Source organism: Arsukibacterium ikkense (genome assembly GCF_000987775.1).
GTDB classification, from domain to species: Bacteria; Pseudomonadota; Gammaproteobacteria; order Enterobacterales; family Alteromonadaceae; genus Alishewanella; species Alishewanella ikkense.
Window position 1 is genome coordinate 34932 of record NZ_LAHO01000014.1, and the last position, 15035, is coordinate 49966.

The window sequence follows — 15035 nt, forward strand, 5'->3', positions numbered from 1 at the left end:
TAAAGTATTCAGTGTTTGCGTTGCAACCCTGCCAAAACCAGCAGCCCCAGGCAGCCCAGATACAAGGGCCAGTCTCCCAGCCGGCTATACCAGGTTTGGCCACTGCTCATCGGTACCCTATCCTGCAGCACCGCTTGTTCGAACTGCGGTAAACGCTGGCGAATGCTGCCATCGGCACTAATAGTGGCGGTAATACCATTATTGGTGGCGCGTAGTACGGGTTTGCCAAATTCACGGGCGCGCATCTGGGCAATTTGCAAATGCTGGTGCGGCCCGATACTGTCGCCGAACCAGGCATCGTTACTGACGGTCAGAATAACGTCAGTAGCCGCTGTCAGATTGGCGCGAATTTGGCGCGGGAAGGCAATTTCGAAACAGATGGCACTAAGCAGCTGATAACCATTGGCCAGCAGGTTAGGCTGCACATAGCTGCCCCGGCTAAAAGAACTCATCGGCAAGTCAAAAATGGGGGCCAGCGCCCGCAGCCAGTTTTCAAAGGGTACAAATTCACCAATAGGCAACAGGTGATGTTTACTGAAACGATTGCTATGGCCGTAAAAGTAGTGGCCGGCGTTGGCTTCAGGCGTATCTTTACCCAACACTATTAAATTGTTCCAGGCTTGCTCTGTTTGAAAGTGGTAATCCAGAATACCGGTCACCAGTGCTGTGTCGCTATAAAATGCGGCCCGGTTCAGATTGTCCAGAAATGCTTCGGCCAGGGGTTCCAGTTGTGGAATGGCCGCTTCGGGCCAGATCACAATATCAGCGTGGGCAAAGTGCGGCCGGGTCAGATCCAGATAGGTCAGCATGGTTGGCCATTCCTGCTCCGGTTGCCAGCGCAGGTCTTGTTTAATATTGCCTTGCACCATCACCACATGCATGTACTGGCCACTATATTGCCAACCTTTCAGTTGCCAAAGCAAAGGTGCACAGCTAAGTAACAGCGCAGCTACTGCCACGGGAGCGACCCGCGCTACCAGCGGGCCGTGCTGGTACAATTGTGCTAAAGCGGTCGCACTGGCGACCAGCATAAAAGTAATACCGGTTTCGCCAACAAGCGGCGCATAGTGGGCTAAGCCGGCTGAGGTTTGACTGTACCCTAAAGATAACCAAGGAAAGCCGGTAAGTAAGTAACTGCGCAGCCATTCGCTGAGCACCCAGGCGGCGGCAAGCGTTAAGATAGCTGAGTAGGGCGCAGGCTTACTGCGCTGGAAACGCAGCCCGTAACTAAGCACGGTGGCTAGCGCAGGAAACAACGCCAGATAGGCAACCAGCAACGCCATCAGTGCCAGACTGGCGATCAGCGGTAAGCCACCAAACTGGTCAATACTGACATGCACCCAGCTAATACCTACGCCAAACCAGCCCAGACCATAGCTAAAACCAGCCAGCGCCGCCTGGCGCCAGCTGGTGGCTTTGTTCAGTACACCAGCTAGCAGCGCCAGGGTAAAAAACGGTAGCCACCATAGCGTAAAAGGGGCAAAAGCCAGGGTATTTAAGGCGCCGGCGCCGATCAGTAGTAGTGCCGTCACTGCGGCCTTAACAGTAACAGCAGCTATGATCCGACATCCTCTGTTAACGCACTTTCTTTCGCCCTAATTACCTGTAATTGCAGCAGGCGACGGCTATTGGCTTTACTGACTTTAAAGGTTAAGTCGCCCAATTGAATGCTCTCGCCGCGTTCTGGCATATGGCCAAACGCATGCAGCACTATGCCACCTATGGTATCGGCATCTTCTTCATCAAACTGGGTATTAAAGCTTTCATTAAACTCGTCCAGCGGAGTCAGCGCACTGACCTGAAACACCCGCGAGGCCATTTTTTTAATGTCGTTATCTTCTTCATCGTCGTGCTCATCTTCGATTTCGCCGACAATTTGTTCCAGAATATCTTCAATGGTTACCAGACCTGACACCCCACCATATTCATCAACCACTATCGCCATATGGTAACGTTTCTGCCGGAATTCTTTTAACAGCGCATCAACCCGTTTACTTTCCGGGATAATCACCGCCGGGCGCAGAAAATCTTTGATATGCCAGTCAGTCTGATTCGGGTCCAGTGCAAATTGCAGTAAGTCTTTTACCAGCAAGATACCTTCAACGTGGTCTTTGTCTTCATTGACCACCGGATAACGGCTGTGGTTATTTTCCAGCAGAATAGGTAAAAAAGCGCTGACCGGCTGCTCGATGTCGATGGTTGCCATTTGCGAGCGTGGCACCATAATGTCGCGGGCCCGCATTTTTGATACATCTAATACGCCCTGCAGCATACTTTTGGTATCACTATCAATAAGTTCGCGGCTGGCCGCTTCACTTATGATGTCTTCCAAATCTGAAATATCTTGTGGTTCTGCGCTAAATATACTGGCAATTCGCTCTAACCAGGTTTTGCCGGCAGAACCGCGGCTAGAGTGGGGGTTGTCGTCACTCATTCGTGAACTTATGCTCCGTTAGTTATAAAAACCTAGTTATCATCCAATAAATAGGGGTTGTTGATGCCAAGACTGGCCAGGATCTGAATTTCTTCGGCTTCCATCTCTGTTGCATCGTCGTCATTTATATGGTCAAAACCTAACAAATGCAAGCAGCCATGCACCACCATATGCGCCCAATGGTCATTTAGCGCTTTGTGTTGTTGTTCAGCTTCTGCCTGAACCACCGGCGCGCAAATAACCAAATCGCCTAATAACGATAGCTCAATACCGGGGGGCGCCTGAAAGGGGAAACTTAGCACATTGGTTGGTTTATCTTTACCTCGATATTGCAGATTAAGCTGCTGGCTCTCGCTGTTATCGACAATACGTACGGTGACTTCCGCATCGGTTTGAAAAGGTTGTATTGCTGCCACAAGCCAGCACTGAATAGCGTTGGCGGAAGGCAGCATAGCCTCGCTGGTAGCCAGCTGTAAATCAAGCACTATGCTCATTAGTCAGCTTTGCCCTGCAGTTTTTCGGCTTCGTGCGCCTCGTAGGCCTGCACGATGCGTTGCACTATGGGGTGGCGCACCACGTCTTTGGCATTAAAAAAGTTAAAGCTGATTTCATTAACGTCGCTCAGCACGTCAATGGCATGTTTTAAGCCGGAGTATTGGCCGCGCGGTAAGTCAACCTGAGTAATATCGCCGGTGATCACTGCTTTGGCACTAAAGCCAATACGGGTTAAAAACATTTTCATTTGTTCAGTAGTAGTATTCTGACTTTCGTCCAGAATAATAAAAGCATCGTTCAGGGTGCGACCACGCATGTAAGCCAGTGGTGCAATTTCAATCACACCGCGCTCCAGATACTTTTCGACCTTTTCAAAGCCCAGCATTTCAAACAGTGCGTCGTATAACGGGCGCAAATAGGGGTCGACTTTCTGAGCCAAATCACCGGGTAAAAAGCCCAGCTTTTCGCCGGCTTCTACTGCCGGCCGTGTCAGCACGATACGTTTTACCTGGCCGCTTTCCAGCGCATCGACGGCGCAAGCCACCGCCAGGTAGGTTTTGCCGGTACCGGCCGGGCCCACCCCAAAACACACATCGTGGCGTAATACGTTGGCCACATAACTGGCCTGATTAGGATTACGGGCTTTAATTAAGCCTTTCTTGGTTTTCAGGCTGAAATCGCCGGTACTGACGTTGTCATCCTGATACTGAATATCAAAATTTTCACTGATGGTCAGATGCACTTGCTCAGGAGTAATAGCGGCAGCTTGCTGCCGCCCGCCGCCAGTTAGCTGAAAAAGCTGGCGCAAGATATCACTGGCTGCCGCCACATTGACGTCAGGGCCGGCCACTTTAAACAGATTTTGCCGATAGCTGATATCAACCAGCAAGCGCCGCTCAATATGCTTTAAATTATCGTCGTAAGGGCCGCAAAGCAGATTTAATCTGTTGTTGTCGGCCGGTTCCAGCACCAGCTCTGCTACATTCAGGTTGTCAGTATTCAATAGTATACTCGTGGTTAAGGCCTGCTCAGGGTGTAAACGTGGTCACACCCAGAGGATCAAGTTTCGGTTGCCTGGCTAAAATCTGCGCCGGCGCTACTTCACGACGCAAGCCCATTTCTGCTTCAGTGCGGATCAGATCACCGCGCAATGAGTTACTGAACACATCAGTAATTTTAACGTCGACAAACTGGCCAATCATGTCAGGTGTGCCTTCAAAATTCACCACCCGGTTGTTCTCCGTGCGGCCAGTCAGCTCCATAATATTCTTTTTTGACGGGCCTTCAACCAGAATTCGCTGTTCACTGCCCAGCATATTACGGGCTATTTTCAGTGCTTGCTGGTTAATCCGGTCTTGCAGAATGTACAGTCGTTGCTTTTTAGCGTCCTCGCTGACATCATCCGGCAAATCGGCCGCCGGCGTGCCGGGGCGGGCGCTGTAAATAAAGCTGAAGCTCATATCAAAGTCGATGGTCTGAATTAAATCCATGGTAGCCTGAAAATCGGTATCGTCTTCACCGGGAAAACCGATAATGAAATCTGATGACATGCTTAAATTCGGCCGTATTTTTTTTAGCTTGCGGATTTGTGCTTTGTATTCCAGAGCCGTATGGCCGCGCTTCATCAGATTTAATATCCGATCTGAACCAGATTGTACCGGCAGGTGTAAGTGATCAACCAGTTCTGGTACATCACGATACACTTCAATAATATCGTCAGTAAACTCAATGGGGTGCGACGTGGTGTAGCGAATGCGGTCTATGCCATCAATGGCTGCCACTAAGCGTAGCAGCTCAGAGAAGTGGCAAATATTGCCATCAAAGGTATCACCACGATAGCCGTTAACGTTCTGGCCAAGCAGGTTAACCTCACGTACGCCCTGTGCTGCCAGCTGGGCTACTTCCACCAGTACGTCGTCTAATGGCCGGCTGACTTCTTCGCCACGGGTGTAAGGTACCACACAGAAAGTACAGTATTTAGAGCAGCCTTCCATAATGGAAACGAAGGCGGTCGGACCCTCGGCTTTCGGTTCTGGCAGACGGTCAAACTTTTCTATTTCAGGGAAGGATACATCCACCACCGGTGAATTGGAACCGCGTACCGCGTTAATCATTTCTGGCAGGCGGTGCAGGGTTTGCGGGCCAAATACTATATCAACGAAAGGCGCGCGCTCGCGAATGGCCTTGCCTTCCTGTGAGGCGACACAACCACCGACGCCAATAATAAGATCCGGATTCTTTTCTTTTAAAGGACGCCAGCGACCGAGTTGGTGAAACACTTTCTCCTGCGCTTTTTCCCGGATCGAACAGGTGTTCAGCAGAATCACATCTGCCTCTTCTGCTTCTTCGGTCAGGGTATAGCCATGTGTTGCATCCAGTAGATCTGCCATTTTTGACGAGTCATACTCGTTCATCTGGCAGCCCCAGGTTTTAATGTGCAGTTTTTTGCCCATCGTTGGTCGTTACCTGTGTTGTCGCGTCTAAAAAAGGGAGCGTATTTTAGCCTGTTCGGCGCCGCAGTACCAGCGTCGTTGGCAAAAGCTTTGTTGCCAATGTTGTGCGGCTAAAACAGGCGCTGGCGGGTAGTGACATAACCGGCATAAAAAATAACCATTACCCCCGCCAGCCAGCCCCAGGTTACCGGCTCCTGCCAGAACAGATAACCAAAGGCACCGGCAAACAGTACACTGCTGTAAGTCCACATACCGATATCGCTGGCCGGCGCAATAGCGAAGGCACGGGTCATCGCCAGCTGGCCTATTGCCGCCAGAATACCCATAGCAACAAACGCCAGCCAAACCTGGCTGCTTAACGGCTGCCAGTAAAAGGGCACCGGTATGGCTGAAAGCACGGCAGTCAGCAGTGAAAAGTAAAACACAATACGTACCGCCGACTCGGTACTGGCCATCGCCCGGATGGTAGTTTTGGTAATAGCCACCAGAAACGCCGAAAATAACGCCAGCAACAGTACCAGGTTCAGGCCCGGATCGGGGCTTGGCAGCGCCAGTACCACACCAATAAAGCCCAGGACGATGCCAAACCGGGTAGCACGGCTGGGGCGTTCATTCAGCCAGAACCTGGCTAGAATGGGCACGATAAAGGGTGATAACATAATCACCATCATGGCCTGAGCTAATGGCAGTTGTGATAACACATAAAAAAAGCAATACATTGAAATCAGGCCCGACAAGGCCCGGCTTAAATGCAGATGCCAGCGTTGGGTTTTTAACATAGCAAAGCCGTGCCGGTACAAAAATGGCAGCATTAATACCAGTGCAAACAGGTTCCGGAAAAACACAATTTGCGCTTCGCTGGCCAGATCGCTACTGTACTTTACCACGGCGCCAATACCGGCAAAGCAGGCTTCTGCCAGCAGCAATAACAGCGCGCCTTTTAACAAATGAGGTTGCATTGCAGTCCTGGCCACAGAATATTCAAGCTGCGCAGTATAGCAGGGCAGCGCAGTTTATCGTGCCGGGTTGCCACATTTTAGTCGCACAGACGGCGCGGGCTGTCCTATTCGCTTTTGGCCGCCAGCTGCTGTTGCCAGAATTCAGGAATTTGCTCGCCGGCAAGGGGTTTAGAGAATAAAAAGCCCTGAATCAGCACACATTGGCGCTCGGTGAAAAATGCCAGTTGTTCTTCGGTTTCAACGCCTTCGGCTATGCAATACATGCCCAGACTGTTAGCCATGCTTAGCATGGCGTCAATAATGGCTTCATCGCTTTGATCGATACCAATATCACTGACAAAACTACGGTCAATTTTTATCGCATCTATCGGTAGCTGTTTCAGGTATTTTAAACTGGAGTAGCCGGTGCCAAAGTCATCCAGCGCTAACTGGATCCCCAGTGCGTTCAACGCCAGCATGGTTTCAATGGCACCTTGCTGATCATTCATCAACGCACTTTCCGTGACTTCAAAACGCAGGCAGCTGGCAGGTAGCTGATATTTGTGCAGTAACGCCGCGGTATGGCTGGCCAGGTTGCTTTGTTCCAGATGCTGGGTCGCCAGATTTACCGACAAATAAATATCGATGCCTGCACTGCGCCATTGGCATAAATCGGCCAGGGCGCGTTCCAGCAACTGCTGGGTCATGCTGATGATCAGCCGCAGCTCTTCGGCCAGCGGAATAAATTCAACCGGTGACACTATGCCATCAACACTTTGCCAGCGCATTAATACCTCAACCCCTACCATTTTTTGTTGCCGGCTATCGATAATAGGTTGGTATACGTTAAAAAACTCTTTGTTTTTATGCGCTTTTCTAAGCCGGGTTTCTCTGGCCAGTTGCATGTGAGCTTTTTCGTTCATTTCCTGGGTAAAAAACTGAAAGTTATTGCGGCCGGCTTCCTTGGCATGGTACATGGCAACATCGGCATGCTTCAGTAATTCCTGAGCGGTCAGGGCATCATCCGGATACAAAGCAATGCCGATACTGGGTGATACGCCAACGGTGTGGGGTCCTAACTGCATGGGTTCACTTACCACTGATAACATTTTGCGGGCCACCATACTGACATTTTCACCACGGCGATAACCTTCCAGCAATACCACAAACTCGTCACCACCCAGTCGGGCGACAGTGTCACGCTCGCGCAGCGACAAGCCCAGGCGGCGTGCTACTTCTTTTAGCAGCAAATCGCCAATATCATGACCCAGCGAGTCATTCACCTGTTTAAACTTGTCTAAGTCGATAAAACACAATGCTAATGACTTTTTCTCACGGCGTGATTGTTCCATGGCGTGCAGAATACGGTCCATCAGCAGTGCCCGGTTTGGCAAGCCGGTAAGCGCATCGTAGTTAGCCAGATAGCGCAGCTCTTCTTCAGCCAGCTTTTGCGCGGTAATATCAGTAAACACCAATACATAAAACGCGACCTGTTGCGCCTCACCAATAGCGCTGATATTTATAAGAGTAGGGCGTTCCCGGCCATCAGGGGTAATCACTGATTCTTCACCCTGCCAGTGAGCGCCACTGGCCAACTCGTGCAGTAATTTAGTATAGAAGCGTCGCCTGACCAGACTGATACCCAAATGGTGGGTACGTGGATTATCCAGGTATTGCTCCACACTGCCAAAAGCCGTTGAGAATGACTGATTAGCAGCAATAACCCGTTGCTTACTATCCAGAATGACCACCCAGTCGCGGGTTTGCTGGAATGCTTCACCAAACAGTTTGGCTTTTTCCATATTGGCCCGTGTTTCGGTGATGTTGCTGTAAGTACCGGTAACTTTGATTACCTGCTCGCTATTGTCTAATGCGGTGGCCCGGCCCTGATCGCGAAACCACAGCCAATGGCCATCTTTATGTTTTAAGCGATAAGTAATATCGAAGCTGCTGGTGGGGTGTTGCAAAAAGCGTTGCCATTGTTGCTCATAGCCGGCGCGGTCTTCCGGATGAATAAGCGACAGATGCTGTTGCAGGGTGATATGGTTCATTAAATCACCATAGCCAAGCATTAGCTGCATTCTGGAACTGTACAAGGTGTTTTTATCCGCCCGCCATTCAAAGGCGCCACTGTCTACCGAGGCCAGTGCCTGTTTCAGACGCTGCTCGCTGGTGGCCACTTCCTGGTGTGCTTCATTAATCAGCAACTGTTGTTCCCGGCGTAAGCGGTATAAATAATAAAGCAGCCACAGACCCAGCAAGGTATAGAGCAGCAATGCCCAGTTTGAACGCCAGGGTGCGGGTGCGATGTGCAGGCTGATGGAGCTGACTTCACTTTCCTGCCCGGTATGCGGCGCAATGGCCACCACATTAAACTTATAGCTACCGCTTCTCAGCCTCGGGAACACGACGTTATTAGCCCGTTGTTCGGGGTACTCAAGCTTATCGCGACCTTCCAGCCAGATTCGATAGCGCATTTTATGGTTGTCTCTGAAATGCATGGCACTGAACTGCAATTGAATACCTAAGTCTTCATGGCTCAGCTGCAATTGCTTATTATTAAGAATGCCGCTACGTGCGGTAAAATCACCTGCTAATACACTGATATCTGTAATGTTAACCTTGGGGCGCGGTTCTGAATTGTTCAGCAGCTCCGGGTTCACCAGGGTAACGCCGCGCATACTGCCAAAGGCAATCCGGCCATCCGCTAATACCGTTGACGCTGTACCATTGTATTCATGCACTCTTAAACCATCGGCTTTGCTAAAGTGTTCAATTTGCAAGGTGTCCGGTTGTAGTCTGCTCAGGCCGCTATGCGATGAAAACCAGATATTACCAAGTTTATCTTTTTGCAGCGCATAGGATTGTTCGGCAATCAGTTTATCGGCGGTGCTAAATTGATGTTTTAATTCCAGTGATTCGTTATCAAAACCCAATAAGCCTATGCCATTAATCCCGATCCAGAGCACGCCATAATCATCCAGCACCATTTTGTCAGCGTGGCGTTGCAACATAGGTTGGTAAGGGGTTGCCTGAAAAATCAGACTGATTTTGTCTAATGCGCTGTGATACAACCAAAGCTGATCAGAGGTGGCAACTAAAACCTGCTCAGGCCGGCCGGGCAATGAGCCGACAATACCTGAGTAATAATGAATAGGTAGTTGCTGAAAAATCGTCAGCTCAGTTATCACACCGCTGGCCGGCGTATAGCGATAGACTTTGCCGTCGTGATAAAAATACAGCTGGGTATTGCCCTGAAGTTTTGCCACATGAAAGTAATAGCTGGTTTGCAGTAATTGCAGGTCTGCTTCGTTTGCCACCGGCAACGGCAACAGCATTTCGCTTTTAGTATCAAACAGGTTAAGGCCGGTAGAGGCGGTAAACCATAGCAAGGTGGGGTTATCCAGATCGAAAAATAACTGCTGGATTGAACCCGCGTGCCAGTTAGCTTTTAAATCAGCAGATACAAAGAAACTGCTGCTGGCACCGGTGCTGACATTGAGTTTATTCAGGCCATTATTGGTAGCAATCCATAAATTTTGCTCTGGGTCTGAGGCCAGCTGGAAAACTTTATCGTTACTTAGCTGTTTGCCAAGCGTGGTTTGGCGACTGACATGTTCAAACGCCAGCGAGCGCGGGTGCCAGTAAAATGCACCGTCATCACGAGAACCCAGCCAGTAGCCACCAAATTCATCGGCAGCCAGAACGATAATGTTGTTGTCATACAGCCCAAGCTCGCTGTCGCTAAAACGCAGCAATAGCTGCAGGGTATTGTGCTCGCTGTCAAAGTTAAATAGTCCTTGCTCGGTGGCAACCAGCGCCTCTGTGCCGCGCCAATGCAATTGCCAGATGTTGTAATCGGTAATATGCAAGCGGGTTTGCTGTGGCGCTTCGGCAAGGTCGGCTGCAAGTTCCAGCTCAGTTAAACTCAGACTATACAGGCCTTCTACTGTGCCAATATATAAGCGCTCTGCTGCTACGCTAAGGTGTTTGACATTAAGTTGATCTTCGGCAGCGCTTAGCCGGTCGATATATTGCACAAATTGATGCCTGCCCGTTGCCAGCTCGTATTGCAGCAAACCATTCACGGCGCCCAGGTACAAGTAATCGCCATGCAAAAACAGAGTTCTTAACCAGCCATCAGTGACATCATATTCTTTAAGGCTGAATAACCGCATGGTTTGACCGCTCTTTTTATGTAAGCGGTGTAGCTCATCGTTAATGAGCAGCAATAAATGTTCGGCATCTTGTTCTATTACATCATTAATAGATTGATATTTCTCGATTTCACTGAGCGGGGGGATGGCCATAAAGAGATCAAAAGTGCCTTTATCCGGCTGATATAAATATAAGCCGATATGTTGAGCCGCTGCCCATATTTGCCCTTGCTGATCTTCAAGCACCTTAACAAATGCGATGTCGTCAAAGCCGTGTTCAGCGCCAGCCATCCTGCTCACTTTATTGGCGTCAAAGCGATTTAGACCACCCGCGGTCGCAACCCATAAGAAACCGTTGGCGTCGATCATCAGATCATAGACTGAACCTTGCGATAAGCCCTGATCCGGCGTCAGTGGCTGCAACAGAGGTATTTGTGCCAGGCTGGCACCAGATACGATCAACAACAGGCTAAACAGCGCAGCTCTGGCAATTAACCAGGCTTGTTCAGGCAATAGATCAACTCTGAATATCACGTAATGTTCCCGCCCCGGCAGCTTTATTTTATTGTTAGTGCTACAGCATAGTAGATGCGGTAGACCTTATACTGAGTGTCACGGCAATGTCCAGTGCTCTGTGCAGCTTAATTTTGCAGCAAGCTGCTGGCAACATATAGCGCTACTATGCTGCTAAGTAACAGAATTAACGCAGTTTGTTGGGCTTTGATCAATACTATAGCCCGCAGCAGTACCTTTGCATCTGGATCCTGGCCACGGCCAATACGCGGGCGGGCTGTTTTAAACTTGCCGTAGTACGCCGGGCCGCCCAAAGTGGTATGAAGGGCGCTGGCTGCGGTTGCCAGTAACAGCCGTGTCGGCCAGCTAAAAAACTGCTGGTCAGTGGCACGAAAAGTGCGCCATGCCGCAAGCATGCCATCTTGTACCGCCAGCAGCAGGGCTGAAATGAGTACCCCGGGCAGCAATACCAGCTGGTATGCCAGCGCAGCCGCCCGGCCAAAATAACGGTAGTGCGGCAATTTGCTGTTCCACTGCCTGGCAGCAGTCTGCAGCAGGGTATAGGCCAGTGCCAGCACGCCGCCGCCTAACAGAAACCAGCAGAGTACCGCCACCTGATTTGCCGCCTGTTGCAGCAGCAGGCTTTCGGTGCAGGCTTTGCTCAGGCCCATGGCTGATAAATTCTGACGATCACGCAGCAGTAAAGATTTTGCCTGAGATCTGGCCAGGCTAAGTTGCTGGCGGTTAAGACTGCCAGCGATATTTCTGGCTGGCTGAAACAGTTGTTGACCACCCAGGCAGAAATACAAAAGCACGGCGTCCAGGATAAGTGGCAGCTCGGAGATTAAGTACAGCCCGATCACCATGGCCAGCACAACCACTAATACCAGCAGCAATGCCAGGCCGCCTGATAATTGCTGCTGAAAGGCACTGCGTTGAATGTCCGGATGCACTTGGGTTGCCAGGCGTTGCAGCAGCACAGCGACAGCAGCAAGTGGCGCCCTGGCACCTGGTAACGTTAGTAACCGGTTTGCCAGCAACAGCAACAATGCCAGGGTTGGCCAGGCAGGCAGGGTTTCAAGCCAGTGCATGGTTACAGGCTTACATCGCCCAGTTGCCCCAGTAAGGCAACCACCATGGCAGAGCTGTTTTTTGAGGCCACTTCAAGATAGGCATCAAAAGACACCGGTGATTCTTTGCCGGCGATATCGCTAAGGCTGCGGATCACCACAAAAGGGGTATGCAGCATATGGCATACCTGGGCAATAGCGGCCCCTTCCATTTCTACCGCCAGCATGGTGGGGAAGCGTTCGCGGGTTTGGGCAATCCGCTGTGGGTCACACATAAAACTGTCACCGGTGGTAATCAGGCCGGTTTTGGTTTGGCAAAAACCCAGGCTGGCAATGGTTTGTTCGGCTGCGTTAATCAGTGCCGGATGGGCTAAATAGGCTGCCGGCATTTGTGGCACCTGGCCATATTCATAACCAAAGGCGGTAACGTCAACGTCGTGGTGCCGCACCTCGGTACTGATCGCAATATCGCCGACATTAAGCTGTGGGTCGAAGCCACCGGCTGAGCCGGTGTTAATGATACAAGCTGGTTTAAAGTGGTCAATTAATAAGGTAGTGGCGACGGCGGCGGCAACTTTGCCAATACCAGATTGCACTATAACCACATCCTGGCCGGCCAGCTTGCCGCAAAAAAACTGATAACTGCCGATTTGTTCGCTGCTGGCTGAGCTCAGTTGCTGCTTTAATAAGGCAACTTCTGGTTCCATTGCACCGATAATACCAAATAAACTCATAACAGGGCCTCTTTACTGAAAACAGTAGTATAAAGACCCTGTGCCAGAAAATCCTCTGTTAATAGCAGTTATGCTGGCGTATTCAGCTCAATTTGCGCCGCCGGGCCACCGGCGGTCAGTTTGCCTTGCTGATAATCCCGAATGGCCAGCTCAATTTCGGCATTGGTATTCATCACAAAGGGACCATATTGCGCTACAGGTTCGGCAATCGGCTTACCTGCCAGTAAAATTAAACTGGCATCGACCGCCGCGCTTAAGATGACATGGTCGCCATCTGTTAACAGGCCGGCATGATGCTCATTAACATGCTGCAGGGTGTCTTGATCTTTAACCGCAACCTTACCGGCAAACGGATAAAGCAGCGCATGGTGTCCTGCTGGCAGCTGGACTGTCAGTTCGCTGCCCGCTGATAAGCGGATATCATAAAATTGTGGTTCAGTACTTAAGCCAAAAATTGGCCCTTGCACTTCGTTACCAGCAAAATGAAAACTACCGGCAATAACTTTAACCCTGGCCCCTGCTGCTGGCAGACATTCAGGGATTTGCTCTGGCGGAATATCAGCGTAGGCTGCCGGTTTCATTTTTTCTGCCGCCGGCAAGTTGATCCAAAGCTGAAAACCTCGCATCAGGCCGTGTTCCTGCTGCGGCATTTCTGAGTGAATAATACCGCGACCAGCCGTCATCCACTGCACACCGCCACTTTTTAAATGGCCCTTATTGCCCAAATGGTCTTCATGCAGCATGTGGCCATCAAGCATATAGGTCACGGTTTCAAAGCCACGATGCGGGTGTGGCGGAAAACCTTTAATGTAATCATCAGCTTGCTCAGAACCAAAACAATCAAGCATTAAAAAGGGGTCAAAGCGCAGTTGCGCATTCAGGCCCAGGCTACGTTTAATCTTAACCCCGGCACCATCTGATACGGCAACGGCCGGAATAATCTGTTTTACACTACGGCTGCTCATGCTTTGCTCCTGTCAACGGTTTTAACTATTAAAGCGCAATTAAACTGAATTAAAAATGCCATTTTTGGCCTGTATTCGTTCGATAAAACTGAAAGATTAGGGCAAAGCACGCTAAGTTCAGCAGCTGTTAAGTCTCAGAGCGTAATATAACGGACATATTGCGACACTGACTTGTAGACTTGAAAAAGTAATGGAGTAACAAAGATGAAAAAATTATTAGTAGCATCAGCCCTGATGGCAATGGCAGTTAGCGCAAACAGCATAGCAAACCCGGTGTGGGATTATGTGGGCGCCGGTTATACCGATGCTGCCGGCGATGGCCCTTACATTGAAGGCTCGTTCCGGTTGAATCGTAACTGGGTGGCTGATGCCAGCTATACCCGTTTATCAATGGGTCGGTTCGACGCTAATCAGCTGAAAGCTGGTTTAAATTATATCATGGGTACTACCCTGGATTTTTCACCTAAAACGCAAACGTACCTGTTAGGTGGTATTGAAAACTGGTCGGGTGATGCAGATGAAACTGGCGCCTATGCCGGTGTGGGTATTCGTCATCCATTAACACCACAGGTTGAATTATATAGCGAAGCCACTTACCACACCGTGTATAACGACCACGGCAGTCTGGCTGGCGGTATTGCTTATTTTTTAAGCCCGGATTGGGCCATTCGCGGTAATCTGGCATTGAACAGTGGCAATACTAAAAACGAGTTCCGTTTAGGCGTGTCATACCAGTTCTAATTGCAGTTTTTGCTTGCAGGTTTGCCGGGCTTAGCCCGGCTTTTTTATGGCTGTTCATTGGCACTGGTGTCAGCTTCTGGCCGCGAACTTTCGTTCATGCGCCAGCAACCAGGCTTTATTATCCAGGCCACCGGCATAGCCGGTAAGGGAACCATTGGCGCCGATAACCCGGTGGCAGGGTACCACTATGGCAATGGGGTTTTTGCTGTTGGCTGCGCCAACCGCTCTGACCGCTTTGGGGTTGGCAATTTGCCTGGCTATGTTGGCATAACTGCATGTGTGGCCAAATGGCAGCAGGCTAAGCGCCTGCCATACCTGGTGCTGAAATACCGTACCGCTGGCGGCAAGTGGCAAGCTAAAATGGGTTAACTGACCAGCGAAATAATGGTGTAACTGGCTGGCTGCCAGTTGGGTCAGTGCCGATGATAAGTCAGGCCCGTCGCGCTGCATCCCAAGTGTGATCTGGCTGATCCCCTGCGCGTTAGCGCAAATCTGCACCGGCCCCAGCGGGCTGTCGATAGTTTGCTGATACATA

The 15035-nt window shown here is 50.3% G+C and carries 12 protein-coding genes; 1 reads left to right on the top strand and 11 read right to left on the bottom strand.

Annotated features, from left to right (window positions below; all coding sequences use genetic code 11):
- Positions 1-8: 8 nt before the first annotated feature.
- The 10 genes from lnt to WG68_RS14135 all read right to left on the bottom strand — a co-directional run bounded on the left by lnt (position 9) and on the right by WG68_RS14135 (position 13759).
- Complete coding sequence (gene lnt / locus WG68_RS14090) at positions 9-1532, bottom strand: apolipoprotein N-acyltransferase (RefSeq protein WP_046558349.1); 1524 nt, start codon at positions 1530-1532, stop codon at positions 9-11.
- A gap of 23 nt (positions 1533-1555) precedes the next feature.
- Complete coding sequence (locus WG68_RS14095; protein WP_046558350.1) at positions 1556-2434, bottom strand: HlyC/CorC family transporter; 879 nt, start codon at positions 2432-2434, stop codon at positions 1556-1558.
- A gap of 32 nt (positions 2435-2466) precedes the next feature.
- Entirely contained in the window at positions 2467-2928 is a 462-nt protein-coding gene (gene ybeY / locus WG68_RS14100) for an rRNA maturation RNase YbeY (RefSeq protein WP_046558351.1), read from the bottom strand.
- On the bottom strand, positions 2928-3932 hold the full coding sequence (locus tag WG68_RS14105) for a PhoH family protein (RefSeq protein WP_046558352.1): 1005 nt from the start codon (positions 3930-3932) through the stop codon (positions 2928-2930). Before WG68_RS14105 ends, ybeY begins: the two co-directional genes overlap by 1 nt.
- Positions 3933-3957: 25 nt before the next feature.
- A complete protein-coding gene (miaB, locus tag WG68_RS14110) occupies positions 3958-5382 on the bottom strand; it encodes a tRNA (N6-isopentenyl adenosine(37)-C2)-methylthiotransferase MiaB (protein ID WP_046558353.1) in 1425 nt (474 codons plus the stop codon).
- A gap of 110 nt (positions 5383-5492) precedes the next feature.
- A complete protein-coding gene (locus tag WG68_RS14115; protein WP_046558354.1) occupies positions 5493-6341 on the bottom strand; it encodes a DMT family transporter in 849 nt (282 codons plus the stop codon).
- Between the two features lie 104 nt (positions 6342-6445).
- A complete protein-coding gene (locus WG68_RS14120; protein WP_235357742.1) occupies positions 6446-11011 on the bottom strand; it encodes an EAL domain-containing protein in 4566 nt (1521 codons plus the stop codon).
- 107 nt (positions 11012-11118) lie between these two features.
- Positions 11119-12081 carry a cobalamin biosynthesis protein CobD/CbiB gene (locus tag WG68_RS14125; protein ID WP_046558355.1) on the bottom strand — a complete coding sequence of 321 codons (963 nt, stop codon included), beginning with the start codon at positions 12079-12081 and terminating at the stop codon, positions 11119-11121.
- A gap of 2 nt (positions 12082-12083) precedes the next feature.
- Positions 12084-12794, bottom strand: coding sequence for a 5'-methylthioadenosine/S-adenosylhomocysteine nucleosidase (mtnN, locus tag WG68_RS14130; RefSeq protein ID WP_046558356.1), 711 nt, complete (start codon positions 12792-12794; stop codon positions 12084-12086).
- A gap of 68 nt (positions 12795-12862) precedes the next feature.
- Positions 12863-13759 (bottom strand): pirin family protein, encoded by an 897-nt coding sequence (locus WG68_RS14135; protein WP_046558357.1) that lies wholly within the window; start codon positions 13757-13759, stop codon positions 12863-12865.
- A gap of 204 nt (positions 13760-13963) precedes the next feature.
- Here WG68_RS14135 and WG68_RS14140 point away from each other — a divergent pair, with 204 nt between their 5' ends.
- A complete protein-coding gene (locus tag WG68_RS14140; RefSeq protein ID WP_046558358.1) occupies positions 13964-14500 on the top strand; it encodes a membrane protein in 537 nt (178 codons plus the stop codon).
- Positions 14501-14569: 69 nt separating this feature from the next.
- On the opposite strand, the gene WG68_RS14145 is transcribed toward WG68_RS14140, so the two are convergent.
- Positions 14570-15034 (bottom strand): methylated-DNA--[protein]-cysteine S-methyltransferase, encoded by a 465-nt coding sequence (locus WG68_RS14145; protein WP_046558359.1) that lies wholly within the window; start codon positions 15032-15034, stop codon positions 14570-14572.
- Position 15035: the final 1 nt, after the last annotated feature.

Bases quoted from the DNA above. Each gene is read 5' to 3' on its own strand.
- WG68_RS14140 (WP_046558358.1), top strand. From the start codon at position 13,964: ATGAAAAAATTATTAGTAGCATCAGCCCTGATGGCAATGGCAGTTAGC.
- miaB (WP_046558353.1), bottom strand. From the start codon at position 5,382: ATGGGCAAAAAACTGCACATTAAAACCTGGGGCTGCCAGATGAACGAG.
- WG68_RS14135 (WP_046558357.1), bottom strand. From the start codon at position 13,759: ATGAGCAGCCGTAGTGTAAAACAGATTATTCCGGCCGTTGCCGTATCA.
- WG68_RS14125 (WP_046558355.1), bottom strand. From the start codon at position 12,081: ATGCACTGGCTTGAAACCCTGCCTGCCTGGCCAACCCTGGCATTGTTG.
- WG68_RS14095 (WP_046558350.1), bottom strand. From the start codon at position 2,434: ATGAGTGACGACAACCCCCACTCTAGCCGCGGTTCTGCCGGCAAAACC.
- WG68_RS14145 (WP_046558359.1), bottom strand. From the start codon at position 15,034: ATGTATCAGCAAACTATCGACAGCCCGCTGGGGCCGGTGCAGATTTGC.
- ybeY (WP_046558351.1), bottom strand. From the start codon at position 2,928: ATGAGCATAGTGCTTGATTTACAGCTGGCTACCAGCGAGGCTATGCTG.
- mtnN (WP_046558356.1), bottom strand. From the start codon at position 12,794: ATGAGTTTATTTGGTATTATCGGTGCAATGGAACCAGAAGTTGCCTTA.
- WG68_RS14115 (WP_046558354.1), bottom strand. From the start codon at position 6,341: ATGCAACCTCATTTGTTAAAAGGCGCGCTGTTATTGCTGCTGGCAGAA.